The sequence below is a fragment of the Nostoc sp. genome, assembly GCF_036919495.1.
Taxonomy (GTDB): domain Bacteria; phylum Cyanobacteriota; class Cyanobacteriia; order Cyanobacteriales; family Nostocaceae; genus Nostoc.
On sequence record NZ_JBALBZ010000141.1, the window covers coordinates 20,584 to 46,272 of the forward strand.

25 protein-coding genes and 3 pseudogenes are annotated in these 25,689 nt (G+C 43.4%); 14 read left to right on the forward strand and 14 right to left on the reverse strand.

Going from position 1 to position 25,689, the window contains the following annotated elements; translation table 11 throughout:
* The first annotated feature begins 41 nt into the window (after positions 1-41).
* Both V7K25_RS19550 and V7K25_RS19555 read left to right on the forward strand, forming a co-directional pair.
* Positions 42-2,312 carry a transglycosylase domain-containing protein gene (locus V7K25_RS19550; RefSeq protein ID WP_335160163.1) on the forward strand — a complete coding sequence of 757 codons (2,271 nt, stop codon included), beginning with the start codon at positions 42-44 and terminating at the stop codon, positions 2,310-2,312.
* Positions 2,313-2,520: 208 nt separating this feature from the next.
* Positions 2,521-2,886: a four helix bundle protein gene (locus V7K25_RS19555; RefSeq protein WP_335160164.1), complete on the forward strand. Its 366-nt coding sequence runs from the start codon at positions 2,521-2,523 to the stop codon at positions 2,884-2,886.
* 41 nt (positions 2,887-2,927) lie between these two features.
* Here the strand turns inward: V7K25_RS19555 and V7K25_RS19560 are convergent, their stop codons facing one another.
* Both V7K25_RS19560 and V7K25_RS19565 read right to left on the reverse strand, forming a co-directional pair.
* A complete protein-coding gene (locus V7K25_RS19560; RefSeq protein ID WP_335160165.1) occupies positions 2,928-4,340 on the reverse strand; it encodes a DUF4335 domain-containing protein in 1,413 nt (470 codons plus the stop codon).
* Positions 4,337-4,963 (reverse strand): DUF3038 domain-containing protein, encoded by a 627-nt coding sequence (locus tag V7K25_RS19565; protein WP_324977801.1) that lies wholly within the window; start codon positions 4,961-4,963, stop codon positions 4,337-4,339. Before V7K25_RS19565 ends, V7K25_RS19560 begins: the two co-directional genes overlap by 4 nt.
* A 399-nt stretch (positions 4,964-5,362) precedes the next feature.
* On the opposite strand from V7K25_RS19565, the gene V7K25_RS19570 reads away from it, so the two are divergent.
* The 3 genes from V7K25_RS19570 to V7K25_RS19580 all read left to right on the forward strand — a co-directional run bounded on the left by V7K25_RS19570 (position 5,363) and on the right by V7K25_RS19580 (position 7,348).
* On the forward strand, positions 5,363-5,881 hold the full coding sequence (locus V7K25_RS19570; protein ID WP_335160166.1) for an adenine phosphoribosyltransferase: 519 nt from the start codon (positions 5,363-5,365) through the stop codon (positions 5,879-5,881).
* 59 nt (positions 5,882-5,940) lie between these two features.
* A complete protein-coding gene (locus V7K25_RS19575) occupies positions 5,941-6,987 on the forward strand; it encodes an ABC transporter permease (RefSeq protein WP_335160167.1) in 1,047 nt (348 codons plus the stop codon).
* Positions 6,988-7,066: 79 nt separating this feature from the next.
* A complete protein-coding gene (locus V7K25_RS19580; protein ID WP_100898347.1) occupies positions 7,067-7,348 on the forward strand; it encodes a hypothetical protein in 282 nt (93 codons plus the stop codon).
* Positions 7,349-7,422: 74 nt separating this feature from the next.
* On the opposite strand, the pseudogene V7K25_RS31670 reads toward V7K25_RS19580, so the two are convergent.
* The 5 genes and pseudogenes from V7K25_RS31670 to purL form a co-directional block, all read right to left on the reverse strand.
* Positions 7,423-7,843, reverse strand: a pseudogene (locus V7K25_RS31670) (type II toxin-antitoxin system VapC family toxin).
* Positions 7,840-8,121, reverse strand: coding sequence for a type II toxin-antitoxin system Phd/YefM family antitoxin (locus tag V7K25_RS19595; protein ID WP_335160169.1), 282 nt, complete (start codon positions 8,119-8,121; stop codon positions 7,840-7,842). Before V7K25_RS19595 ends, V7K25_RS31670 begins: the two are co-directional and overlap by 4 nt.
* A 41-nt stretch (positions 8,122-8,162) precedes the next feature.
* Positions 8,163-8,749: pseudogene (locus V7K25_RS19600) on the reverse strand (Uma2 family endonuclease).
* A gap of 124 nt (positions 8,750-8,873) precedes the next feature.
* Entirely contained in the window at positions 8,874-10,373 is a 1,500-nt protein-coding gene (gene purF / locus V7K25_RS19605; protein WP_335160170.1) for an amidophosphoribosyltransferase, read from the reverse strand.
* A gap of 170 nt (positions 10,374-10,543) precedes the next feature.
* Positions 10,544-12,916 carry a phosphoribosylformylglycinamidine synthase subunit PurL gene (gene purL, locus V7K25_RS19610; protein ID WP_335160171.1) on the reverse strand — a complete coding sequence of 791 codons (2,373 nt, stop codon included), beginning with the start codon at positions 12,914-12,916 and terminating at the stop codon, positions 10,544-10,546.
* Positions 12,917-13,279: 363 nt separating this feature from the next.
* Here purL and V7K25_RS19615 point away from each other — a divergent pair, with 363 nt between their 5' ends.
* Positions 13,280-13,708 (forward strand): hypothetical protein, encoded by a 429-nt coding sequence (locus V7K25_RS19615; RefSeq protein WP_335160172.1) that lies wholly within the window; start codon positions 13,280-13,282, stop codon positions 13,706-13,708.
* Positions 13,705-13,914 (forward strand): hypothetical protein, encoded by a 210-nt coding sequence (locus V7K25_RS19620; RefSeq protein ID WP_335160173.1) that lies wholly within the window; start codon positions 13,705-13,707, stop codon positions 13,912-13,914. The genes V7K25_RS19615 and V7K25_RS19620 overlap by 4 nt, the downstream gene beginning before the upstream one ends.
* 627 nt (positions 13,915-14,541) lie before the next feature.
* Here V7K25_RS19620 and V7K25_RS19625 read toward each other — a convergent pair.
* Positions 14,542-15,027, reverse strand: coding sequence for an allophycocyanin subunit alpha-B (locus tag V7K25_RS19625; RefSeq protein WP_109007747.1), 486 nt, complete (start codon positions 15,025-15,027; stop codon positions 14,542-14,544).
* A 214-nt stretch (positions 15,028-15,241) separates the two neighbouring features.
* Between V7K25_RS19625 and rlmD the strand changes: the two genes are divergently transcribed.
* A complete protein-coding gene (gene rlmD, locus V7K25_RS19630) occupies positions 15,242-16,648 on the forward strand; it encodes a 23S rRNA (uracil(1939)-C(5))-methyltransferase RlmD (protein ID WP_335160174.1) in 1,407 nt (468 codons plus the stop codon).
* A gap of 389 nt (positions 16,649-17,037) precedes the next feature.
* Positions 17,038-17,487 carry an ATP-binding protein gene (locus V7K25_RS19635; protein ID WP_118168487.1) on the forward strand — a complete coding sequence of 150 codons (450 nt, stop codon included), beginning with the start codon at positions 17,038-17,040 and terminating at the stop codon, positions 17,485-17,487.
* A gap of 162 nt (positions 17,488-17,649) precedes the next feature.
* Here V7K25_RS19635 and V7K25_RS19640 read toward each other — a convergent pair whose 3' ends face one another.
* Entirely contained in the window at positions 17,650-17,925 is a 276-nt protein-coding gene (locus tag V7K25_RS19640) for a DUF6439 family protein (RefSeq protein ID WP_335160175.1), read from the reverse strand.
* Positions 17,926-17,969: 44 nt separating this feature from the next.
* Here V7K25_RS19640 and V7K25_RS19645 point away from each other — a divergent pair, with 44 nt between their 5' ends.
* Both V7K25_RS19645 and asnS read left to right on the forward strand, forming a co-directional pair.
* Positions 17,970-18,332, forward strand: a complete 363-nt coding sequence (locus V7K25_RS19645) for a hypothetical protein (protein WP_335160176.1) — start codon at positions 17,970-17,972, stop codon at positions 18,330-18,332.
* A 2-nt stretch (positions 18,333-18,334) separates the two neighbouring features.
* Positions 18,335-19,726: an asparagine--tRNA ligase gene (gene asnS, locus V7K25_RS19650; RefSeq protein WP_335160177.1), complete on the forward strand. Its 1,392-nt coding sequence runs from the start codon at positions 18,335-18,337 to the stop codon at positions 19,724-19,726.
* Between the two features lie 110 nt (positions 19,727-19,836).
* On the opposite strand, the gene V7K25_RS19655 is transcribed toward asnS, so the two are convergent.
* Positions 19,837-20,052, reverse strand: coding sequence for a hypothetical protein (locus tag V7K25_RS19655; RefSeq protein WP_335160178.1), 216 nt, complete (start codon positions 20,050-20,052; stop codon positions 19,837-19,839).
* Between the two features lie 55 nt (positions 20,053-20,107).
* Positions 20,108-20,776, reverse strand: a complete 669-nt coding sequence (locus tag V7K25_RS19660) for a cadmium resistance transporter (RefSeq protein WP_335160179.1) — start codon at positions 20,774-20,776, stop codon at positions 20,108-20,110.
* 360 nt (positions 20,777-21,136) lie between these two features.
* On the opposite strand from V7K25_RS19660, the gene V7K25_RS19665 reads away from it, so the two are divergent.
* Entirely contained in the window at positions 21,137-22,255 is a 1,119-nt protein-coding gene (locus tag V7K25_RS19665; RefSeq protein WP_335160180.1) for an aliphatic sulfonate ABC transporter substrate-binding protein, read from the forward strand.
* 39 nt (positions 22,256-22,294) lie between these two features.
* Here V7K25_RS19665 and V7K25_RS19670 read toward each other — a convergent pair.
* Positions 22,295-22,513, reverse strand: a pseudogene (locus V7K25_RS19670) (Rpn family recombination-promoting nuclease/putative transposase); the annotation flags it as partial.
* A 582-nt stretch (positions 22,514-23,095) separates the two neighbouring features.
* Here V7K25_RS19670 and V7K25_RS19675 point away from each other — a divergent pair.
* Positions 23,096-23,404 carry an NIL domain-containing protein gene (locus V7K25_RS19675; protein ID WP_335160181.1) on the forward strand — a complete coding sequence of 103 codons (309 nt, stop codon included), beginning with the start codon at positions 23,096-23,098 and terminating at the stop codon, positions 23,402-23,404.
* 77 nt (positions 23,405-23,481) lie between these two features.
* Here the strand turns inward: V7K25_RS19675 and V7K25_RS19680 are convergent, their stop codons facing one another.
* Complete coding sequence (locus V7K25_RS19680; RefSeq protein WP_012407592.1) at positions 23,482-24,159, reverse strand: response regulator transcription factor; 678 nt, start codon at positions 24,157-24,159, stop codon at positions 23,482-23,484.
* 501 nt (positions 24,160-24,660) lie between these two features.
* Complete coding sequence (locus V7K25_RS19685; RefSeq protein WP_335160182.1) at positions 24,661-24,966, reverse strand: hypothetical protein; 306 nt, start codon at positions 24,964-24,966, stop codon at positions 24,661-24,663.
* A 307-nt stretch (positions 24,967-25,273) separates the two neighbouring features.
* On the opposite strand from V7K25_RS19685, the gene groES reads away from it, so the two are divergent.
* Positions 25,274-25,585 (forward strand): co-chaperone GroES, encoded by a 312-nt coding sequence (gene groES, locus V7K25_RS19690; RefSeq protein ID WP_100898362.1) that lies wholly within the window; start codon positions 25,274-25,276, stop codon positions 25,583-25,585.
* Positions 25,586-25,689: the final 104 nt, after the last annotated feature.

The following is a 25,689-nucleotide window of genomic DNA, read 5'->3' on the forward strand; positions in this document are numbered from 1 at the left end:
TTCGCCCGATTCTTCACTAAAAAGTGTGATGTAAATAGCCGATGAGTTCTCCCCAACCCCCTCAAAAGCCACAAACTTTACTTGGTCAACTGACTCAAGCGGTACATACTATCCAAGCTAGGGTCGATTTTTCTAAATTGGCGCTCAAGCCTAATGCTAAAGTACCGGAACTCTGGGTGCAGGATGCGGGGGCGGATAAAGCAGAGGTATATCCACTGTTGGGCGATCGCTATATTCTAGGTCGTAGCTCTAAATCCAGCGATATCGTCATCCGTAACCCTGTTGTCAGCCAAATTCACCTGTCGCTATCGCGGAATTCTACTCAACGCACACCAGTTTTCGTCATCAAAGACGAAAACTCTACCAATGGCATTTATCGTGGTAAGCGTCGTGTCAATTCTCTAGAACTGCGTCACGGCGATATTCTGACTCTGGGCCCCCCAGAACTTGCCGCTTCTGTGCGGTTGCAATACGTCGATCCACCAGCCTGGTATGTGAAAGCTGCAAGTTGGACAGCTTGTGGTGTCGGCGGTGCTAGTGCCCTGTTAGCGTTAGTAATTGGTGTCGAATGGCTAAAATTTCAAGTTAAACCCCTACCCACAGCTACACGCGCCCCAGTAGTTGTTTACGCCCGTGATGGAGCTACTCCCCTGAGAGAGCCTCGGACTACCTCCCACATAGACATGAAGCGATTAGACGAATTTGGCCCTTATTTGCCTGCTGCGGTGGTGGCTTCAGAGGATAGTCGTTATTACTGGCACTTTGGGGTTGACCCTGTAGGAATTTTACGAGCCGTATTAATCAATAGCCGTAGTGGAGATGTGCAACAAGGAGCCAGCACTGTAACCCAGCAAGTTGCCCGCAGTTTGTTCCGTGAGTATGTAGGCAGACAGGATACCCTTGGACGCAAATTGCGAGAAGCAGTTGTTGCCCTGAAGCTTGAAACCTTTTACAGCAAAGATGATATTTTGCTGATGTACTTAAATCGGGTTTTTTTGGGGGGAGATACCTCTGGCTTTGAGGATGCATCCCGGTATTATTTTGAGAAGCCGGCTAAAAAATTAACTTTGGCAGAAGCAGCAACATTAGTAGGAATTTTACCTGCTCCCAACGCCTTCGATTTTTGTGGAGATAGTCCAAATAAACTAGAAGCGGCTGAATACCGAAATCGTGTGATTAAGCGGTTGCTGGAGATGGACAAAATTAAACCTGAGGATGCGAACCGAGCTAGACGCTCCACTGTCCAAATTAGTCCTAAAGTCTGCGAACAGCAAGCTAAGACGATCGCTCCTTATTTTTACAGTTACGTCTTCTCTGAACTTGAATCAATTTTGGGGGAGGGAGCCGCAAGAGAAGGAAATTATATCATTGAAACCAAGCTTGATCCAGCCATACAGAGCCAAGCAGAAGCAGCATTAAATAATTCAGTGAACAATGGCGGTAGAAATTTTAATTTTTCTCAAGGGGCGGTAGTCACTCTTGACTCTAGTACAGGCAGTATCCTGGCAATGGTGGGCGGGACTGATTACAGAAAAAGTCAGTTCAATCGTGCCGTTCAAGCCAAAAGACAACCAGGTTCCACCTTCAAAATCTTTGCTTACACGGCTGCTATTCAACAGGGAATTCCAGAATCAAAAAGTTATTCTTGCGCTCCTTTAACTTGGCAAGGCTTTACTTATAAACCCTGTCGTGCTGGTGCTGGCGGTAGTTTAGATATTGCCACGGGGCTAGCTCTTTCAGAAAATCCCATCGCTTTGCGAGTTGCCAGAGAAATCGGGCTGAATAAAGTCGTGGCAATGGCACAGAATTTAGGAATAAAGTCAACCCTCGATCCAGTTCCTGGCTTGGTACTAGGTCAAAGTGTAGTCAATGTTTTGGAAATGACTGGTGCTTTTGGCACTATTGGTAATGGTGGTGTACGGAATCCTCCCCATGCGATTAACCGAATTTTAGACAGTGGTGATTGCCGCGATCGCAATGATATCAAAACCTGTCGTGTAATCTACTCCTTCGACCAAGATCCAGATGCCAACAAACGAGTTCTGTCAAATGGTGTAGCCGATGAGATGACTAGTTTGATGCGTGGCGTAGTCGCCAGAGGGACTGGTCGTAGTGCTGCTATTGGGCTAGGGGAAGCCGGTAAAACAGGCACGACTGATAAAAACGTTGACTTATGGTTCATCGGCTTTATCCCCAGTCGGCGGCTTGTAACTGGTGTCTGGCTGGGAAACGACAATAATTCCCCAACAACTGGTAGCAGCGCTCAAGCAGCCCAGTTATGGGGGAATTATATGCGGAGAATTACAAGGTAAATTGGGAATTGGGCATTGGAAACTATTGATCAATAAATGATCAATAGAATTTTGTGAGAAGACCTGATTTTGAGGAATTAGAAGTTTATCAACTTGCCCAAAAGCTAGCTAATGAAACTTGGCGTATTGTTAAGGGACTTCCAAGAAATAAATTATTCCAAGAAACGAACCACAGAGACAAGGCAGCGCGGTCTTGGGGGTTTCCCCCATGAGCGACTGCCGCGCAGAGAACGCAGAGAGAAGAAATAGAGAGAGTTTTGGAACATTTTTTTATTTGGAAGTCCCTAAGGCATGGGACAATTTCACTAAAGATACACTGGGCAAGCAAATTGTTCGGTCTGCTGATAGTACTTGTGCGAACATTGCAGAAGGTAGAGGTAAGTACAATGACCAAGACAATCGACGTTTTGTCAAGGTTGCAAGAGGGTTTTTATATGAAACTATCAGCTGGTTGAGGTTAGCCTACGCCAGACAGTTATTGACAAATGAACAGGTAAGCAGATTTAAACCAATTCTTGATGAACTATTACCCAAGCTCAATGCTTATCTAAAATCTATAGGGAATAGGGAATAGGGAATAGCAACTTAATTCTTTTCCCAATGCCCCATGCCCCATTATTGATATCCCTGCCAAGGCTTAACTTCCAGCGTACCGCTAGGCTTAAATATTACTTGGAAGTGTGCGAGAGGTTCTTTATTATTGGGAGCTACTACATTGGAACCGTAGACCGCGTTGAACATCTTGGGAAGGGGTGTTTCGCGGAAATAGTCAAAGGCGACCTGGTTTAGTGGTTCATAGTCAGCAATTATACCATCTTTGTTGACTGCTACCCGATATTTCAAATCTCGCGTAAAGGTGGGGGTACCATTCCAGCTTTGGCGAACTGTCTTATAAAGCTTTTGGTTTAAACCTTTGACTATATTAGAGTCAGTAATTTTTGCACCTACTACTTCTGGTGTCCTAGCATACCCCCGCCAAGGGCTAACTTCTAGCACACCATTTGTATTAAATACTACCCGAAATTGAGCGATCGGTTCTTTAGAAATGGAAGGGCGGCTAACTGGATTGTAAAGTACGTTAGATAGAGGAGTTTGACCTACTCCTATATTTGCTTCTTTATTTACTGCTTTATAACCGACGATCGCTCCATCCGCAGCTACACCCAGACGATAGATCAAATCCTGTTGCAATTCTGAGCGATTAGTCCAAACTGGATGAATTTTGTTGTAAACTATACGATTTAATGCACGCAGCTGCGATGGATCAGTTATTTCTGGAACTGTATTTAAAAGTGCTTCTAAATCTTGAACTGGCGGCTTTGTATTAGCTGTGGGTGTTCGTGTAGGCGTTGCAGCAGCTGATGCTGGAGCAGCGATATTGTTTGTGGTAGAGCTAGTTTGCTCATCTGGTTTAGGCTGTGGTGGACGGATTTGGGGAGGTGGAATCAAGTTAAAGGCGATCGCTGCTACTGCTAAACTTGACACACCCACAGCAGCAGGAACAGCCTGTCTGATTACAGCCTGACTAGCACCGCCATAGCGTCTGGTAACCGGTTGTAGTTCTAAAGAAAGTTCAGGTAAAGTTTGAGTATCAGCAAAAAACTGATCCACTGCTTCCACTAAATCAAACAACTGTACTGTATTTAAATCTATTTCGATAGGCGGACGTTTGGAATTGTTAGAGTTATCGAATCCCTCTGGAGCGCCTTCTGAATATATAATTAACCTATGTCGGTTGCTATCAATTTTCCGAAACTCTACTAGCTCAGATTCCTGGTTGTGTGCCTGCGGATTGGGTACACTACTTAAAAATTCTTGGGCATAGCCACTAACAGCCCTCACCAAACTTTCAAAAAATTCCCGCCCTCCCGTTAAGGGTTGGTTGTAACCAGATAAATAACATTCTGCATTTACCAATATTGATAATTCCGGGCGCATTTCCTGGAAGTGTGCAGCCCTAGTGACATCACTTAACCCTTCTAAAAGCAGTGTACAATTAGGCAAACTGTACTTACGTTGAATATTCATTCCACTTCACCGTCAAAAAGACTAATCCAGAATCGCTGCATTCCTGCTGTACCAGTACAGAATAGTAATTGTCCTAACAAATTTATAGCTAGCTCATCTAATTTTGCATCAGAAGTTAATGCCAGGACACCAGAACGTCGAGCATTCATCCGACTCTTAAAATGCGCTCTAAACCTCTCTAAGTAATTAGATAGGCGCAAATTCTGTTCTAATGGAATCTGCTTTTCTTCCATTTGTTGACAGATCATTAGTAACTGGCGAATCACAACAGTTAAACGCCGGGCTATGTGGCAAGCAATGACCACCAGAGCTTTTGCTTCCATGATACTTAAGGGACGGCGCATGTGCGCTCTCCGTAACGGATTAGAGCTACGCATCCGCCATAAATTCACCCTGTCTTTAACAATTCCTTTTAGATCCAACTCTTGAGCAAAAGTCAGGATTGCTTCTGAACCACCAAGCTCTAAAGCTTCAATTGCCAGTAAAATCAGGTCAATTTGCAACCGGGTTCTGCGAGGACACGTTTTGGAAGCGATCGCAGGATCTGGCAAAGTGTCCAGAACCATCGGTAGTGAATCTTGAGTTGGACTGTTGAACGGCGTTAAACTTGCTGAGACATTCATCCTATAAATACCTTATGCGGTTCCAACAGACTAGATAAAACAAATTTAAGATCGGTAGCCAAGACTTAAGCATTAAACTTGTAGTAGTAGCATGACTACCTGATATATACATTACTTAACTCTTTCTACTCAAAGTTTTCCCTATATTGAAATTAAAATTTTAAAACATAACTTAATTCACCTCATTTATTTAGTGCAATACCTCTTATAGCTTGATTTAGATTCTAATTATCGTCAATAAAGGGCGAAACATCAGCCTCGATCCCCAGCGTATGACATTATAGTGTACGATTTTTCAGGTATCTGAAATTTGGCATTTGGCATTGGGCATTGATTATTAATTCTCCTCCCTCATCTCCCATTCCCGCTCCCCACTCCCCACTCCCCACTCCCCATTTTATGGATTTGAAGTCTCTCGTTCGTGACATCCCAGATTTCCCTAAACCCGGAATTTTATTTCGGGATATTACTACCCTGCTGCGCGATCCAGAGGGACTGCGCTACACTATTGACTTTCTAGCACAAAAATGCACTGAAGCTGGGATAACGGCGGATTATGTCATTGGTATAGAGTCGAGGGGATTTATTTTTGGTTCACCCCTGGCTTATAAAGTAGGAGCTGGTTTTATTCCCGTCCGTAAAAAAGGTAAGTTACCAGCAGCCGTTCATTCAATTGAATATGAACTAGAGTATGGTATGGACTGCCTAGAAGTGCATCAAGACGGTTTACACCAAGGTAGCCGAGTTTTAATTGTGGACGATTTGATTGCCACGGGTGGAACTGCGAGTGCAACAGCAAAGTTAGTGCAGAAGATTGGCTGCGAACTTGTAGGATTTGGGTTTATTATCGAGCTACGGGATTTAGAAGGGCGTAAATATCTGCCAGACGTACCGATTATCTCTCTAATTGAATATTAGTTATTTGTCATTGGTCATTAGCAAAGGACAGATAACAAAGGACAAAGGACAAAGGACAAATGACATCTACGAGAATTTCATTGGAGACAGGTCGAGATTGGCTAATAACGCTAGTCACGAGTGAAACTTTTGTTTATGTGGGAAAGCGGGTATTGCAGGCACTACTTACTTTGTTGTTGGCGTCAGCGTTATCGTTTTTCATTATTCAACTTGCTCCAGGAGATTATGTAGATACGCTGCGGCAAAACCCGAAGATATCGCCAGAAAGAATTGAAGAACTCAAGCGGCAGTTTGGTTTGGATAAGTCTTGGCCAGAGCAATTTTGGCTATGGTTATGGCGAATCTTGACAAAAGGAGATTTTGGCACGAGTTTTATTTATCAACGTTCAGTAGCATCACTTTTGTGGGAGCGAGTACCAGCGACTTTACTATTAGCGATCGCATCTTTAATTGTCACATGGGCGATCGCCATCCCTCTAGGAATCTTTGCTGCTGTTAACCAAAATAAGCTATCAGACCGGGTTTTACAGGTAATTAGCTACGCCGGACAAGGCTTTCCCAGTTTCATCACTGCCTTAGCGCTGCTGGTTTTAGCCCAAATCACCTCGCCGTTTTTCCCAGTCGGTAGCATGACTAGCATTGATCACTCGGAACTAACGTGGTTTGGCAAAATCTTAGATATCGGCTGGCACATGATTTTACCCACGATCGCTCTCTCAATTACTAGTTTTGCTGGTTTACAACGCATCACTCGCGGCGAATTATTGGATGTGCTGCGTCAAGATTACATCCAAACGGCTCGTGCTAAAGGTCTGCCAGAAAACCGTGTGATCTACGTTCATGCACTCCGCAATGCGATAAATCCCTTGATTACCTTATTGGGTTTTGAATTAGCTGGTTTATTAAATGGTGCTTTCATTGCCGAATTTTTCTTCAACTGGCCCGGTTTAGGAAGGTTAACCTTACAGGCTTTACAAGCTCAAGATTTATATTTGTTAATGGCAAGCTTGGTAATGGGCGCAGTCTTGCTGATTGCTGGTAATTTAATCGCCGATTTAATGTTAAAAGCCGCCGATCCACGCATTCGCTTAGAAAGTCTCAATTAGTCATTTGTCATTTGTCATTAGTTACTGTCCCCCGCTCCTCTGCCTCCCCTGCTCCCACACTCTCCCCATCCCCATCTCCATGCTGTCCGAAGTCTATTACTTGGTGCGCTCAAAAACTGACGGTAATTATCTCATAGCTCGTCCTGATACCGAAACATCAGGTTATTTATTGCTGTTTCAAGAAAACTTTGATGCCCTTAGCTATCTCAACACCCACGCAGCAGAAGTAGCCAATCGCTTTTCTGTGGAATCTATTCCGCGTACACAGTTGGGAAACTTGCTCAAACGCTGGGGTTTTAGTGGTGTGGGTATTGTGACTGACCCGTTATTGCCCAAAGTTGAGTTTTTGCAGCATAGTTAAGCTGTACTTTCTAATTGCATATCGATGCATAAATGTTGGGTTTCGTTCCTCAACTAACAAGGGAGCGATCGCACTTAATAAAACCAATTTTCTAATTGAAGTTCTTGAAAATCGGCATAGTCTGAAACATTATTTGTTACCAAAATCAGACCATTTACTTTTGCGATCGCTGCAATCTGTCCATCTGGATATGCGGGAGTTTTTCCTATAATTACTAGTCGCGCTCTTTCTAAAGCAAACCATTCGGCTCCCACATTATCATAGGGCAGGATAGGAATATTTGGTTGGACTATATATATGCAAGAGATACTGCTCAATTCTCTCTCGCCTTTTAGAAGCGGACAGACGATAGCAACCAAATAGCAATTCATGCCAAGTAACGGAAGCAATAGCAAATTCCCCCTGATACTGTTGCAACCTTTGGATAACTGCTGGATTCGGTTGTGGCCTTAATGGCTCAGAGATAACGTTAGTATCCAGTAAAAAGCGGCTCACAACATGATCTCTCGTCCAAGAGACTTGTCGCGTACATCTTTCCAAACCTCATCGGGATCAATCTCGGTTCCTTCTTCCATGATTTCTTGACGAAATCGATCCACCGATTCCCAAAAACCCGGCTTTCCATGCAACAAACGCTGATATTCGGCCGCAGGTAGAATCACAGCAACTTGCTGCCCCTGTTGCGTAATTTGTACTGATTCGCCTTGTTCAATTCCCTGAAAAATTTTATCTAGATTCTTAGGAACTTGCTCAATTGAATACTGCTGAGACATTGCGCTTTTACCTGTGTGCGTCACTATTTATTAAAATTGTATTAGGTAAAGAAGGATGCGTAGGCGTAGCCCGTCGTAGACATCGCACAATTAAAATTAGGCAATATGGGTGAGTTCAACTCATCACCATTGAATAACGTAGCAACTAACTTTAAACTCGCTTGCTCACGTCGATAAACTTCCACCTGTTGGTTGCGCCAATCCACAATCCAATATTCCCTAACACCTCTTGCGGAGTAAGCTTTAGTTTAAATTCCCGATCTCGCTTTTCATTTTCAATACCAGCAGATAGCACCTCTACTACCAGTTCTGGCGCACCAGCCAAATGCCCCGCCTCGTCTAAAAGTAGGGGCAATCTCTCATTGCTAGCCCAGACAACATCAGGAATTACATTATCATTATCGCCAAAAATTATACCTGGAGCAGTCACAGCTTCTCCCAAACCAGTAGTCTGTGATCAAGTATCCAAGGAAGTACTAATTCTGACACAAGTTTTTTGATGATTCCAGTGAGGCGCTCTGGTCACAAATAATTCTCCGTCAATAATTTCATAGCGGTTCCCGTTATCTGGAAACAACTCTAAATCGGCGGTAGTCCAGCGTACTCTTTCAGATATCGGCTGGTTCATAAACCATCTTTATTAGGGGATTTAGTTATTTTAGCCTGAGTGGAAATAGGGCATTAGTTAGGAGTTAGGAATTATTAACGCCTTTCTCCTCCTAACTCCCTCATCTCCCTAATGCTCCCAGCGTCTATACCACTATCTTTTCTAAACTCAATTTAGAACGCTTCACTAGCTCAGGAATCGCTACGGGATAATCTCCAGTAAAGCAGGCAGAGCAGAAACTATTGGTGTCTTCTCGTGTGGCTTCTAGCATTCCTTCCCAACTGAGATAGGCGAGGCTGTCTACTTCCAGTTGCTTGGCAATTTCCGCTACTGACTTGGTAGCAGCAATCAACTGATCTTGAGAATCGGTGTCGATGCCGTAGAAGCAAGGATGAGTTACTGGCGGGGAAGATATTCGCATGTGTACTTCAACTGCACCAGCTTCCCGCAAGGTTTTAACTAGTTTCCGGCTGGTAGTACCGCGAACAATGGAGTCATCAACAATAATTACTCGTTTACCCGCCAGGACATCTTTGAGGGGGTTAAGTTTCATGCGGATACCTGACTCGCGCATGGTTTGGGTTGGTTGAATAAAGGTTCGTCCAACATAGCGATTTTTAATCAGTCCTTCAGCGTAAGCTACGCCAGAAGCTTGAGAAAATCCGATCGCAGCTGGGATACCTGAATCAGGAACACCAAAGACTATATCGGCATCGACACAAGATTCTTTAGCTAGTTGATGCCCTAACCGCATCCGATAGCTGTACAAACTCTCGTTGTGCATAATGCTATCAGGGCGGGCAAAGTAAATCATCTCAAAGATACACAATTTCCTCTGAGGCTGTTGACTCCAGTGATAGGAAGCTAAACCATCTTCAGTAATCCAAACTAATTCGCCTGGTTCTACATCTCGTAGGTATTCGGCTCCAATAATGTCTAAACCACAAGTCTCCGATGCCAAAACGTAACGGACTGGATTTCCTGCTAAAGTTCCAATTACCAGGGGACGAATACCATTGGTGTCACGGACACCCATAACCCCGTTAGGAGTGCCAATAACTAAACTGAAGGCTCCTTGGCAACGGTGAAATGCCTGAATTGAACCTTCTAGCCAATCTGCACCAGCGTTGACGGCTTCTGCGATCGCAAAAGCGATCATTTCTGAGTCTGTTGTAGTAACTAAGTTGTATTTTTTCTCAAGCAACTCTTGACGCAGTTGCACTGTATTGACTAAATTACCATTGTGTGCAAGAGCTAAGGAACCTAAGCGAGTTTCCAGTACTGCGGGCTGGGCATTAACTTTGCGGCTAGAACCTGTGGTGGAATAACGAGTATGACCAACAGCAAGGCTACCAGGCAATTGATCCAAAACGGATTCATTGAAGACTTGAGACACCAAGCCCATATCTTTGTGGAGGTGGACTTGTGTACCCTCAAAGGTGGCAATACCAGCTGATTCTTGACCCCGATGCTGGAGGGCATACAATCCAAAGTAGGTCAGTTTAGCAACGTTTTCTCCTGGTGCGTAGATGCCAAAAACACCACAAGCTTCTTCTGGCTTGTCAGGCTGATTTTCATGACTATTGATTGGGTTGTTGTTCTGGTCGGGGTATTCATCCGAAGTGACAGAATGAATCGAAATCATGCTAGCTTTGCTCCTGGTGGGGGGGTCAAGTCACTGGGATTATGTCTATAGATAGTTGTAGCTTTCTTAATAAATCTTTAACCATCTATTAAAACAGTACCGTAATTATGATCAGAGACGCTACTAAAAGAGTTAGGAGTTATGCTGTTTATTCCTAGCTCCTCACTTGTTTAACTGGGGTTAGTGGTGTGGATGGCAAGCCGTCTAGCGATCGCGTGGGAATAGCGATCGCTCATATCTTCGATCCTAACTTTGATTAAGGCTTGGTTATCAGTAGTGAAAACCCCCAAACCCGTCTCATAATTACGAACGATACCCAGTTTTTGCCACTCTTGACCAAGATGTTCCTGTAAGTATGATTCCCAAATTTCTTGTTGTTCTGATGCTACAGAAACTAAAATCCTGGCACCACCTTCGGCAAACAACACCTCATCCAGACGAGATAGTGTCTGGGTTGGTGCTATTTCTAAATTGATTTCGGCACCAAGATTGCCAGAAATACAACATTCTGCTAATGCGATCGCTACTCCCCCCTCAGCAGAATCGTGGGCTGAACGTACCCAACCATTACGAATTCCTTCACGACAAACTTTCTGGACGCGGCGTTCTAAGTCAAAATCTACCCGTGGCGGTTTTCCGGCCACAGTACTGTGGATAGTAGCTAAATACTCTGATGCTCCCAAACTGATTTTGGATGCCAGAGGCAATCCGAGAAGATAAATTACATCGCCGACTGCTTGCCAACCCTGTCCACAAATTTTGGTGATATCGGGAATCAAGCCCACCATTCCCACTACTGGGGTGGGATAAATTGGTTGTGGGATGCCTTGAGAATCAAGAGTTTCGTTATACAAAGAGACATTACCGCCTGTGACGGGTGTTGCCAATTCTCGACAACCTTCTGCCAAACCGCGACAAGCTTCTGCCAATTGCCAGTAACCAATCGGTTTTTCTGGAGAGCCAAAATTTAGGTTATCCGTCACCGCCAGAGGTTCTGCACCCACACAGCTAAGATTGCGTGCAGCTTCTGCCACCACTGCCTTAGCTCCTTCGTAAGGATCAAGATAAACATAGCGAGGATTGCAATCTACCGTCGCCGCCACCCCTAATTTTAGATTTGGGATTTGGGATTTTAGATTGGGGATTTGTTCTAGGGGGCGCAAACGGATAACAGCCGCATCTGCACCACCTGGCAGTATTACTGTATTATTTTGTACTTGATGGTCATACTGACGATATACCCAGTTTTTAGATGCGATCGTGGGTGTATCGAGCAAAGCTAACAAAATATCATTCCAACTTTGCACGCCTCCTTGGAGTTCTATTCCAGCAGTTGTGCAAGGAGGTAAGGAATCAGGTGTCCATTCCCAAGCTTGACGTGCATATTCTGGCGGTTCTGTCAATAATTCCCGCTCATATAGTGGGGTATTCTCCGCCAAAGCCTCGGCAGGAATTTCTGCTGCTACTTCACCCTGAAAGAGAATCCGCACGATGGGTTCAGTGATGACAGTACCAGCGACAACGGCTTGAAGCCCCCAACGGTGGAAAATGTCGATTAACTCTTGCTCACGCCCCTTGTGGGCAACGAATAGCATTCGTTCTTGAGATTCCGAAAGCAGATATTCATAAGGAACCATTCCCCTTTCTCTTGCGGGAATTTTATCTAAATCTAGTTCAATTCCCACACCGCCTTTTGCTGCCATCTCTGAAGTAGAACAGGTGATACCGGCTGCTCCCATATCTTGGGCGGCGACAACTGCACCTGTCTTAAACGCCTCTAGACAAGCTTCAATTAACGACTTTTCCAAAAATGGATCGCCCACTTGCACAGCAGGGCGATCGTCTATTGACTGATCGCTCAATTCTGCACTGGCAAAACTCGCACCTCCCATGCCATCGCGCCCAGTGGTGGAACCAACATAAAGCACGGGGTTGCCTAAACCAGATGCTCCAGATTTGACGATTTCTGGTGTTTCCATCAACCCTAATGCCATAACATTCACAAGGGGATTACCAGAATAAGCCGGGTCAAAGTACACTTCACCACCAATGGTGGGTACTCCAACGCAATTACCATAATGTGAAATTCCTGCCACTACCCCTTGGAACAGCCTTTGAGTTTTGGCATCTTCTAAGGAACCGAAGCGCAGTGAGTTTAATAGAGCAATGGGACGCGCACCCATTGTAAAAATATCTCTGAGAATACCGCCTACTCCCGTTGCTGCACCTTGAAATGGTTCTACAGCTGAAGGGTGGTTGTGGGATTCAATCTTAAAAGCTAGTTGGAGTCCGTCGCCCAAATCTACAACACCAGCATTTTCACCAGGCCCCACGAGGATACGGGGCCCCTCAGTAGGAAATTGTTTGAGTAGAGGTCGAGAATTTTTGTAACAGCAATGCTCTGACCACATCACGCCAAACATTCCCAGTTCAGCTTTGTTAGGATGACGCCCTAACCGACGGACAATTTCTGCGTATTCTTCTGGTTTAAGACCTTCAGCAGCGATTTCTTGAGGGGAGAAAGCAGGAGATGTGGCGGTCATGGAAATAATGCACCAATTGTACAGAGCATTATTCTATCGATTTACTTGCCCTGTAGGTTCAGTTCTAGGATGGTTCATGGTTAAATGCTAAAGATTAACTCAATAAATATTCCTAATACGTCTAAAGATAAATTGTATTAAATCCTAAAGTAGTGGTAATTGTACTGAGTAGGAAGTAATAAAATTTTATTTTTTTGTAACACGCATAGATAATTTTCGGGCTATAGAAATGGCTATCAGCCTGTCAGATAAGACATTATTCTGAACGCAAAAACAATTCATAGGACGCGATGCCTGTGGCGAACTATGCCTACGCACCTACATGAATATGGGTATTTAAGCCTAATTCAGAGGATTTTAATTATGCCTAGACTTACCGTTCCACCAAATTTCATTGGCACTACTGGTTCCGACAGTTTAATCGGAGAACAGTTAAATGTATCCGTGGCAATTGGCATTGATATTTTAACTGGAGGTTTTATTTGTACGCGCTCAGGAAAAGACACGATTACTGGCATCGCTACAGGCACAAACGACCTCGAAGGTAGCAGCAACGGAGGTACTGGGAGAGGCATTGCCAATAGTGGCAAACTGAATGCAGGCGATGGAGAAGACACGATCACAGGTACAGGTACTGGCGGCAACGGCGGCAAGGGCATCGAACTCGCTCCTGGAGGCGATGGTGGTAGTGCGATCGGTATCACCAATACTGGCAGTCTGAATACAGAGAACCGAAACGACGCGATCGCGGGTACGCGGGTACAGGGACTGGCGGCAACGGCGGAACTGTGATCGGCATCACCAACAGTGGCAAACTAGATACAGGAGAGGGAGGAGACACGATTATCGGGACTGGTACTGGTGGCAATACCCTTAAAAGTGCCAACCTCACTTTCAACAACAATGAAAACTCCATTAGCTTATCTACCACTGGCTTTGAGAAATTTATTTTTGCAGATAGCTCTTTCTGCTACAGTACTTTAGCAAACGGGGCATAGGTTTGTTAAAGCAGAATTCAGAATTCAGGAGTAAAACACGCTTTATACCTGGGTAACAGACGACTTAGCTTGTGTACCTCACCAATATGAAATCTGCTGTAATTCCTCTATCTCGTGTTTTAACCTTTGAGTGTTTAATTGGTGTTGTTTGCTCTGAAGCTGAAAAAGCATTTACCAGCGTATATATTCTTAGCTAAAAGTTACGGGTATTTACTGATGGTCAGAAATTATTCTGCTATATGCAGTTTAGTTGTAATAATCATGTGACGAGAATCACACATATCTATGATTAGGATCGTCACTTTGCGATCGCTAGCTAGGCATAATTAATGACAACTGAACTCTAGCCGAGTCATTAATAGGGAACACACTTAATAGCCGACAGCCTTAATCAAGGACTGTCGGTTTTTTATGTCCATATGTTCTTCATCTTTTGAGAAATGCCCCATAAATATACTTAAATAAATTTCCCCACAACTGGTTAGTAACTTGACAGAGATTTAGCCATAGCCACTACCAAAGGTGGGGAAGGTATGATCAAATTGGGTATCTTATGCCTATCGAGCGCTTATTGCACTCATTTTAGTAGACCGGAAGTATACTCCTAAAACCAGCACACACTTTGTATTAAGACATCGCTTGAATGATGTAATCAAAGTAGGGTGCTGCTTCGGCAGCGTCTTCTGCACTCAGTAAGCTAAGGGAGGCTGTTTTGAGGGAATTGATCGCTTCTACCATTCCAGGTACGGGAACGCCCAATGAGTTGTACATTTCCCGCACACCAATCAAACCAATTTTTTCAATTGGCTCTTTATCGCCGGCAAGTACACCATAGGTAATTAGACGCAAGTACCAGCCAAAATCGCGGATACATAGAGAGCGTTGGCGTTCGCCGTAAGCATTACCTCCGGGGGAGATAAAGTCAGGACGCTTCTGCCAAAGTTGTTTGGTTGCTTCTTGAACTATCTTTTTTTCGTTTTCGGCTAAGGTAGCCGCAATCCGCGTCCGTTGTACGCCGGTTTCCAAAAAGTCTTTGATGTTTTTAAGTTCGCCACTGCTGGGATAACGCAGTTCGTCGTCGGCTTTGAGAATAACTTGGCTAATTACAGTCATGATTATTGAAATCACCTGAAATATTATCTGTTAGTTTAGCGAGTTGGAGGTACACAAGTGAAGGGATCGGAGCTAGTTATGTATTGAATTTATCTATTTAGGGAGTGGGGAGTCGGGAGAAATCAATTCAAAATTCAAAATTCAAAATTAAAGAACTTCTACCTCCTGCCCCATGCCCAATGCCCCATGCCCAATTCTCAATAATAAATGACCAATGACTAAAACAATTTGGCAACAGGGTGAATTAATTGAAGTGACGATCGCTAACCTGAGTGATACAGGTGAAGGTGTGGGACGCGCTGATGAGCGTGTAGTGTTTGTCCCAGATACAGTACCAGGCGATCGCGCTATTATCCGCTTAGTTCATGTTAAACCAAAATACGCCCACGGGAAGCTCCAGGAGCTATTGGAACCATCTCCCCACCGTATCCGACCTAGTTGTATTGTGGCGGATAAGTGCGGTGGTTGCCAGTGGCAGCATGTTAATTATGATTACCAGCTAGTAGCCAAGCAAAATCAAGTTATCCAAGCAATGGAGCGCATTGGCGGTTTTGTCCAACCACGGGTAGATCCCGTACTCGCCGCCGCTTCTGCTTTCGGCTATCGTAATAAATCTACATATCCTTTGGGTACATCGGCAACGGGACAGGTACAAGCTGGTTACTACCAAAAAGGTAGTCACCAATTAATTAATTTAAATCAATGTCCAGTCCAAGATTCACGATTAAATCCCTTACTTGCCGAAGTTAAGCAGGATATCCAACAACAAGGTTGGCGAATCTATGACGAACAGCACCATCTTGGACAAATTCGCCATCTTAGTTTACGCATTGGCCGACACACTGGAGAAATGTTGCTGACTTTGGTAGTGAAAGACTGGAATCTATCAGGAATTGAAACCCAAGCGCAAGAATGGTTAAAGCGTTATCCGCAGTTAGTAGGAGTATCACTCAACCGCAATAGCGATCGCACAAATGCTATCTTTGGATCAGAAACCCGTTGCATCGCTGGAGTCCCCCACCTGCGTGAAAAGTTTGCTGGACTAGAATTTCAAGTGCGCCCAGATACATTTTTCCAAGTGTATACAGAAACAGCAGAGGCACTATTGCAGATAATTCAATCAGAACTCAATCTTCAAGGGCATGAGTTGCTAGTTGATGCCTATTGTGGTATTGGGACTTTAACTTTACCCCTCGCCAAAAAAGTACGGATTGCTACAGGATTAGAAGTGCAACCAGCAGCAGTGGAACAAGCTATTTTGAATGCCCACCGCAACGGAATTGATAACGTAACATTCCAAGTCGGGGCAGTAGAGAAATTGCTTCCCAAAATGGGCACAATACCAGAAGTAGTAATACTCGATCCACCACGTAAGGGGTGCGATCGCGCAGTCATCGATACTTTACGGCAATTGAAACCATCTCGGATCGTTTACGTCAGTTGTAAAGTAGCCACCCTCGCCCGCGACCTGAAATTGCTTTGTCAAGATGGGCAATATACTATCACACGGGTACAACCTGCTGATTTTTTTCCTCAAACTGCTCATGTTGAAGCTGCCGCATTTCTTGTGCTATCACATTTGGACAAGGATAGTAATTCCTTTGCAAAAACTGAAATTTGAAATTTTTAGTCTAGTGCATACTAAAGATGCTAAAATTGAATTAAGGCAAAAATAAAAATTCATTTTGTTTAAATAAATTCAAGCTGCATAGGTTCTTAAAAATATGAATTGGATTGTGTAAATGGCAAATCGGCAATTAACTTGAGTATTGCAATACTCTGTCAAATTACTAGCATCTTTTTAAGTTGCTTAATTCATTATCAAAACTATTCCAGCCGTTATCTATCTAAACAATCCAAACTCATACTATAGAGCTAATGCTCCCTAGCATTTTCAAAATTTAGTTTTAAAGACGCAAGTTTGAAGGCAGCATGACCACCTCAATTTTATCAGGGTGCCTGTAATAGCAAACTGATGTCTAGCTAACTGAAAGCTATGGGGTTTCTCTTGTGATTACAATTTCACTCCGTCCAGTTGCACGTTATTGGGGCACTATTAGCTTCGCCTCAACCCTCTACCTTTGTCCAATCTTAGATTTACTGTTGGCAGAAATTCCAGCCAAATTACAAGCAGAACTGCGGCTAGGGCTTCAAGAAGCCCTCGTAAACGCAGCTAAACATGGCAATAATCTCGATCCCAGTAAAACAGTTGTAGTCCGTTTTTCCTTAATAGATAATCAATATTGGTGGATAATATCAGACCAGGGTAGCGGCTTTACTCCTTCATCTAGTAATGAAGAAGAACCAACAGACTATCTCCCACCAGATGAATCAGAAAATGGTCGTGGTTTATGTCTTCTGCATCAAATCTTTGATCAGGTAGAGTGGAACCGCAAAGGCACAGAATTAAGGCTTTGTAAACAAATGGAAACTCGCCGGGGATTATCTCTGCGGCGATAAGAGGTGAGTGGGGAGTGGGGAAAGTTATTAAGCTTTTACGTATATAACTTGCATTATCAGGGCGGGCAGGATGCCCACCCCACAATCATCTTGAAAAAATATTAGTGCAAATTAAAGGCGCAACAGCTTAGTTGATTGATTTTATTCCCTACTCCCTACTCCCTACTTACCGTGAGTCGGACAAGGAGGGGCATAAATGGAGCGATCTAACCAACCAATTGCCTGTTCTAATCTAGCTTGAGCTTCTTGTGGCTGATTCTTTAAAAGATATACAATCGCTGCTGCCACTTGTTCATTAGCGCGGGAATTGCGGTTAGACTTGAGGCGATGCCAATCGTTAGGGGAAATGCTCAGTCTTTCCATGAGGGCTTGAGCTAGTTCTAGAGTACTAAGTTCATTCAGTTGACTGGTTTTCGGCAGCTGGGTAGATTGAGACATAACTATTGGCACATTTGCATTTACTTCTACTTTACTACTTGTAAATGAAGCCGCCTAAACAATCACAGCCGTCAGCAGAAAATCCCGAACCAGATTTTGAACAAGAACTAGAGGAAGTAGAGCGATCGCTCCTATCCTTAAAAGAACGTTACGATCAAGTGCTACGCGATCGCCAACAACAGGCACAATGGCAACAGCGCCGGGATCAACTAAAGCACAATAGATATCAGACACCAGAAATCAAAGCAGAGTTACGGCACATTCAACAGCAGTTAGAAAGGCTAGAACTAAACTTAGAAAGCCAGTTATTTTCTTGGCGTAGCCTCAAAAAACCTTTCTGGCAAGTCGTCCGCTTTGGTGGAATGGGCGTTATCATAGGCTGGATATTAAAGTCTTATGCTGGGTAAATATGGTAAATCGACGGATTGCAGAAATATTGCGAAGTGGCCAACCTGATGAGTTCCTCCAAGTTCAAGGCTGGGTGCGGACGAAACGCGAGTCCAAAGGGTTTGCTTTTATTGAAGTCAATGACGGCTCATCACTAGCTAATTTGCAAGTCGTCATTAATCAGGATTTGCCAGATTACGAAGCTATATTGAAAAAACTGAATACAGGTGCTGCTGTCGAGGTGACAGGGGTACTAGTGGCTTCTCTTGGTAAAGGACAGCGAATTGAGTTGAAAGCCGAGACAGTGAAAGTTTACGGCGAAGCTGATCCCGATACATATCCCCTGCAAAAGAAACGCCATTCCTTTGAGTTTTTGCGAACCATTGGACATTTGCGATCGCGGACTAATTCTTTTGGTGCAGTTTTCCGCATCAGAAATGCTTGTTCGACAGCAATTCACCAATTTTTCCAAGAAAGAGGTTTTTTGTGGGTACACACACCGATCATCACCGCTAGCGATTGCGAAGGTGCGGGTGAACTGTTTAGCGTTACCAGTTTAGATTTAAAGAATATTCCCCGTACAGAAAACCAAGCAGTAGATTACAGCCAAGACTTTTTTGCTAAACCCACATATTTAACAGTTAGCGGCCAGTTGGAAGCGGAAGTGATGGCAATGGCGTTTTCTAACGTCTACACCTTTGGCCCTACCTTCCGTGCAGAAAATTCCAACACCTCCCGCCACTTAGCAGAATTTTGGATGGTTGAGCCAGAAATGGCTTTTTGTGACTTAGAAGGCGATATGGATTTAGCTGAGGCGTTCCTCAAACACATTTTTAAATATGTATTGGAAACTTGCCCAGAAGATATGGAATTTTTCAATGAACGCATTGATAAATCTGTGTTGGCGACAGCCGAAAATATTATTAATAATCAGTTTGAACGGTTAACTTATACAGAAGCGATCGCACTTTTAGAAAAAGCTGATGTGAAATTTGAATATCCTGTGAGTTGGGGTTTAGATTTACAATCAGAACACGAACGATACTTAGCTGAACAATTATTTAAAAAGCCTGCGATCGTCACAGATTATCCAGCACAAATCAAAGCCTTTTATATGCGCTTGAACGACGATGAAAAAACCGTCCGCGCAATGGATATTCTCGCACCAAAAATTGGCGAAATTGTAGGTGGTTCACAGCGTGAAGAACGCCTAGAAGTATTAGAACGCCGGGTATTAGCGCAAGGATTAAAGCCAGAAGACTTGTGGTGGTATCTTGATTTGCGTCGTTATGGTACTGTTCCCCACGCTGGTTTTGGGTTAGGTTTTGAACGACTTGTGCAATTTATGACGGGTATGGGAAATATTCGTGATGTGATTCCCTTTCCGCGTACACCACAAAGTGCTGAATTTTAGTTTAAATTTTAGACCTGGCCATTTCTAATCGCCAGGTTTTTGAGTTTTGTGGATAAAGAGAAATCCAGATGAATTGATAAAAATTAGGTATTCTCATATCCATCATTTATTTATATAGTTATTGAACTGTCCCCCATGCGGGTTTTGGGTTGGCTTTTGAACAACTCGTGCAATTGATGACGGGTATGGGAAATATTCGTATCTCTGACTTTTATTTCTAATGCTCTAAGTTTTTTCTGTTTTTCCAAAGCTCTATCTTTCCAATTGTCTCGACCGTTGCGAAACAATCTTGCTAATCGGCTGATTAGGCTTTTAAACTCTTGCATTAACTTTTGTAGAGCTACGTACTTCTTGCATGAAAATTTACCACCTTAAAACCCGTCAAGTTTTGGGGAGAAAAATACGATAAGATTCGCTGTCTACCAGAATTCTGAAACCCAGCCACATCAGAACGAAGGGGAAAATCTTGCTAGCATAACGGCTGAGTATCAAAGCGATACCAGGTAAACGAGTCAGATTATAGGACATAAACAGCCAGCAAAAAACAATGAAATAGCAAACTGGTACGATCACAGTGAGATTTTGGATTGAGCTAGTGGCAAATAGGGGGATATAGATGCCAAGATTGTTGCCACCGTTGGCAATTGTGACCGAGGAGACGCGATAGGTCTGGGGATCGCGGATTACGTCCCAGAGCGATCGCTTTCTGGAATCAAATCCTCGAAATTTAGAGTTTCTTTTCAGATTGGCTGATTTATCTTCGGCTGAGTCATCCTTATTCAGGTTGAGCAAATTGTTCAAGCCAATGAGTATCGGCAGAATCCCCAGTAAACCAGTCCAAGTTGATGGAATTGCTAGACCCAGTAAGAAACCAAGTAAACTTACTATTATTAATGCCGTGAACCCTAGAATCTCACCAACTACAACATGTTGAGGACGAAAAGTCCGATTGACGTCACTGAAGAAGGCAGTCAAATAAATATTGTCATCAAATGTTGTTGCCACAGCCGCAGCTAGCCCAATCTTAATTGTTGCAATTAACCAATCCATCACCATTCCTCACTCAACACCTATCTGATGACCAAAACTAGCGCTCGCTCAACCTTTGTAGAGAATTACCACAATATCGGTATGATAATGTGAGTATCGCATATTGAGTGTAACAAGGGAGCAAGTTTGGTAGTTTATATATGTCAAACGGTGCTTTGACTTTATCCCCCATCTCCAATTCATCCGGCAATTTGCATCACCTAATTTATCAAAGGAGTCATTATGATTAGCCGTTTGATTGACCTTCTGCCTAGATGCACAGGTCAAAATATCTTACGGTCGCTCAGATCAGTCACTCGTAGATCGGCTACCTACAGGTTTGCAGTTCGATTTTGCATTGGACTTGTCTCGATTTTGGTCTTGCCTCTAGTTTTTGACGGTCATGCTATTGCTGCTTCTGAATCTGGTAATCAGTTTCAACTATCCGAAAGATCCACAATCCAGTTATTGGAAACTGTGGGACTGTTTATGGGGGGAATAATTTTCTGTGTAATTTTGGATCGCTGGTTTTCTCAGCGTTCTGCTCAATCTAGCAACACGCCTTTAGCAGAGCAAGCGCGGCGGCTGAAGCAACTCAAAATTGGATATCCAGAGGGGATGACAAATCTGGAAGTTCTCCGGACTCAAGGCTTGCTGGAAACGCGTTTGCGACCTTATGGGCTGACTATCACCTGGACAAGCTTTTTATCAGCCTCTTCTCTGATAGAAGCACTTAGCAACGGGATGATTGACTTCTGCGGCGGTGGTGGCACAGCCAGCATCTTCTCTCAAGCGGCGGATCATGTATTTGTGCGGGTGGCGAAAGAAAAATATACCGCTCCCAAAGGTCAAGCGATTTTGGTGCCAGAAGATTCGCCGATTCAGACACTAGCAGACCTGAAGGGCAAAAAGATCGCTTTTGACAAAGGCTCAAGCGCACATTATATACTTGTGCGATCGCTGGCAAAAGTCGGTCTAGATTTTAGTGACATCGAGCCAGTTTATCTGACACAACCGGAGGCGCTGCCCCAATTTTGCCGGGGTGAAATCGATGCTTGGGTGATTTGGGTTCCCTACACAGCGACTCAAGCCCGAAGCGCTTACCCAGGGCGATCAATTACAGACCTAGAGAGCATATTTGGTGACAAAACCTCCGTGGAAGTTCCCACTTATTACTACGCGATTCCAGAACTGGTACGCGACTATCCCGACTTGCTTAAGGTGATTTTAGAAGAGGTCAACGAAGCTGGAACTTGGGCTAAGAAACAGGAATTAGAAGCCGTTCAACGATTGGCTAAACACCATGAAATTGATCCATCCATCGTAGAAATTTTACAGAAACATAGCGGCGAACGCGCCATCATTCCGATTGACGACCAATCGCTCGATGCTCTACAGCATCAGGCAAATATATTTAGAGATTTAAATCTGATTCCTGAGCGGGTGAATGTGAAAGATGGAACCTATAGTTTGCAGACTAAGCAGAACTGGACTTATTAGCCCTCTTCTAAGAAACATTTCTGTTTCTTAGAAGAGGGCTAATATCCGAAAGGGGATATCCTCGTCAGGATCGGTTTGAAATTCGGTATGTAGAACTAAATCATCAGATTGCAATAAAATTAATGAATCGGCGCGAATTGGTTCGCTTGATAATTCAGTAGGACTAAGTTCTGTTAATTTAATCGGTGAGCCTAGTAACCAAGTTACTAAATCATCTTTAAAGTTTTCGGCAATGAATTTACAGATGTTGTCATACATCGCAGCTTGAAAGAATAGGTATCACGTATTGCTGATAAAATTAAATTTGTTAGTGTTGGGTTAAGTAACGAAGCCTAACCGAATGCTATGGGTTTATGTTCATTTGATTTAAAATAATTAGTTCAAAAAGGTTTTCGATCCTTAAAATCACGAAGTCTAATTTTTAAACTTTCTATTTCACTTATAACTTTATCTAAATTCTCGCTTTGTGATACTAATCGGGTATCATTAATCCATTTAGCGGTTCTCACTTACCATGCAGTCTGAACCTCACCCCGTATTTGCTGACGCAATAAGGAGAGGGGTTGGGGGTGAGGTTTAAATTTTATACACAATAAATTAGGGTTGCAACAATTATTGTAACCCTACAGATTAGCTATATTAAATCTGCTCGAAAACCGCTAATAACAATTAACCTCATAACTACCGAATTATGAGCAATTATTCACATTTACTACATTTAGATTAATGGTTTGCCAAGGCAAATACTTTCTTGCTTGCCTGCGTGGGATAAGTGACGCTAGTGTTAAAAGAATTGTGCAAAGTCAAACCTTCATCCCAGAAGTCGAGTAGGAAGCTAGAATGGCAATTCCAAATAAACAAGTAAAATCTAATACAGATATTTTAGATAATAGACGCACCCAAACTCGTATCCAAGTTCGCATTCCTAGAGACTTACATGAGGAACCAGTCATTTCACGGCTGGTTTCTCACTATGGAGTCATAGTCATTATTGCTGATGCTCAGGTAAGCGCAAACGTGCCACAATATAGCTGCTTCGATCTGGAACTGCGAGGTACTGTTTCTCAGATTGAAAGCGCCCTAACCTACCTGGATGAACTGGATTTAGAAGTTTTGCACCAATCCAGCCCTGAAGAAGATGGGTGGTAAATCTTAGTTAGGAGTTAGGAGTTAGGAGTTAAAAAATTCATAATTCGTAACTCCTAACTTTTAACTCTTAACTTTGTTTAGGCCATTTGATTTTCAATCGCCCACCGCGCTAGTTCAGTGCGGTTGTGGAGATTGGTTTTGCCCAACATATTGGACACATGGCTTTCAACCGTGCGCTGACTAACATTTAGTTCTTCAGCAATTTCCCGGTTAGCTAAACCCCTAGCGACGAACTGGACTACTTTCAGCTCGGTTGGGGTTAATTGCACATCGAAGGGAACCTGGATGCGGGAACCGTTTTCGCCTCCTTTAGCTTGGTGTTCTTTCCAACGGATAGTTTGTTTCAGTGAGGATTCAACTTGCGCTACGAGTTCTTCTGGTTCAAAGGGTTTGACCATATAAACATCAGCACCTTTATTCAGACCCTTAACTCGGTCTGCACTTTGTCCCTTAGCTGAAAGGAAAAGAACCGGAATCCAACTGGTGCGTTCGTTTTGCCGGACTTGTTCTACAAAAGTATATCCGTCCATTTCCGGCATCATCACGTCGCAGATAATCATGTCTGGAACATCTTGCTCTAAAATTTCCAGAGCTTCGCGTCCATTTTCGGCGGTGATGACTTCGTATCCCCGGAATTCTAAGTAATCCTTCACCAGCAAGATGAGGTTAGGGTCATCATCAATCAATAGAAGTCGTTTGTGATCTTTCATGCTGGGCTCTTTCATAGCAGTGGCACTTGTCGCGCTTCGGTCCATCAAAGTCTTGAATATTTATCCTCTATGGTGGGTTATTTCGAGATGTTGTCCTTTTTCCTACTTAAGTTGCCTTTGCTGTCTCGAAACCTCAAAAATGCCGGGCACTTTCAAGAGACTAGTAGCTCGATAGCAAAAGTCCAGCAAGGATACGTATAGCAGTAGTATCTATAATGCGCTATTATATATCGCATTGAAAGTGACGGGCGAAAAAACACTGATTAAATAATAATCCTTCTGACTCACAAGTAATTATTGGCTTAAAGATGACCCTACCTCAAAACCAACCCGCACTTTCTTAAAGCTTACTGCTGTACCATATCCTTCGGTTATTAAGCCTCTATGAGGTGTTTATAAGAAACTAGGGAAGTTTCTGGCAAAGGATGGATTAAAAATGCATATTCTTCTACCACCTTATTGCCTATTACACCTTATTAGCCTATCAAGTGTTCTTGGATGATCCGCTCAATAAATTCCGGGCTTGCTTGGCGATATCAGACACCATCAGGGTAAACCACCATTATGAGTCCAGAACAACAAACGCGCAAGCAGTTGGCTTTTAGTTCTATAGACGCGAATAGGATGACTCTGTTGCGGCTCATCAAATTTTAACTCTTTAAGTCGCTTTTTTAGGTATTCCCAGGATTCCAGACTAGCTCGTTTTGAGCAGCAGCTAGCAATTGTCTGGTCAGCGCGAATAAAAATGTGTCGCTGAATTTTTGCAAGTCCTAAAGTTTCTACACAATTACTTAGGGCTTTATGTTCTAGAGACTTAGCGGCTTTGGGGATTTGATGGCTGGACTGGATCACTGTATTGTTACTTATCGAGCGGCTCCCTGGTTACTGTTCTATAACAATTTCCAAGCTTTGGAAATAGAAGGGAATGGGAAAGAAGAATAAGAATTCTCCTAACTCCTAACTCCTAACTCCCTACTCTCTTCGTAACTTACGGAACAAAACCCGAAAAGTATAAATAATTAAGCATTTATACTTAAGTACATTTCTGACCCTGTAGTTCGGGAACCCGTACTCAAAGAATTCTTGCCATTGGACGCTACTTTTCGGTAGATTAGCACTCAGGAGTTGAGAGTGCTAATCTCTAAAGGAAAGAAATAATATGGCAGCTTTATCTCTAAGCGTTTCTACAGTTAAACCTTTAGGCGATCGCGTTTTCGTAAAAGTGAACGCCTCTGAGGAAAAGACCGCAGGTGGTCTGTATTTGCCCGATACGGCCAAGGAAAAGCCCCAGGTAGGGGAAGTAGTGGCTCTTGGCCCTGGCAAGCGTAATGACGACGGAAACCGTCAGGAATTAGAAATCAAAGTCGGCGATAAAGTGCTGTACTCGAAGTACGCTGGCACTGACATCAAGCTTGGCACCGAAGAATATGTACTGCTTTCTGAAAAAGATATTTTAGCAGTCGTTATCTAGTGGGGAGTGGGGAATGGGGAATAGGAAAGAGTTTTCCGGATGCCCAATGCCCAATACCCAATGCCTAATTCAACAAAAAATTGACTTACTCCTGGAATTTAGAC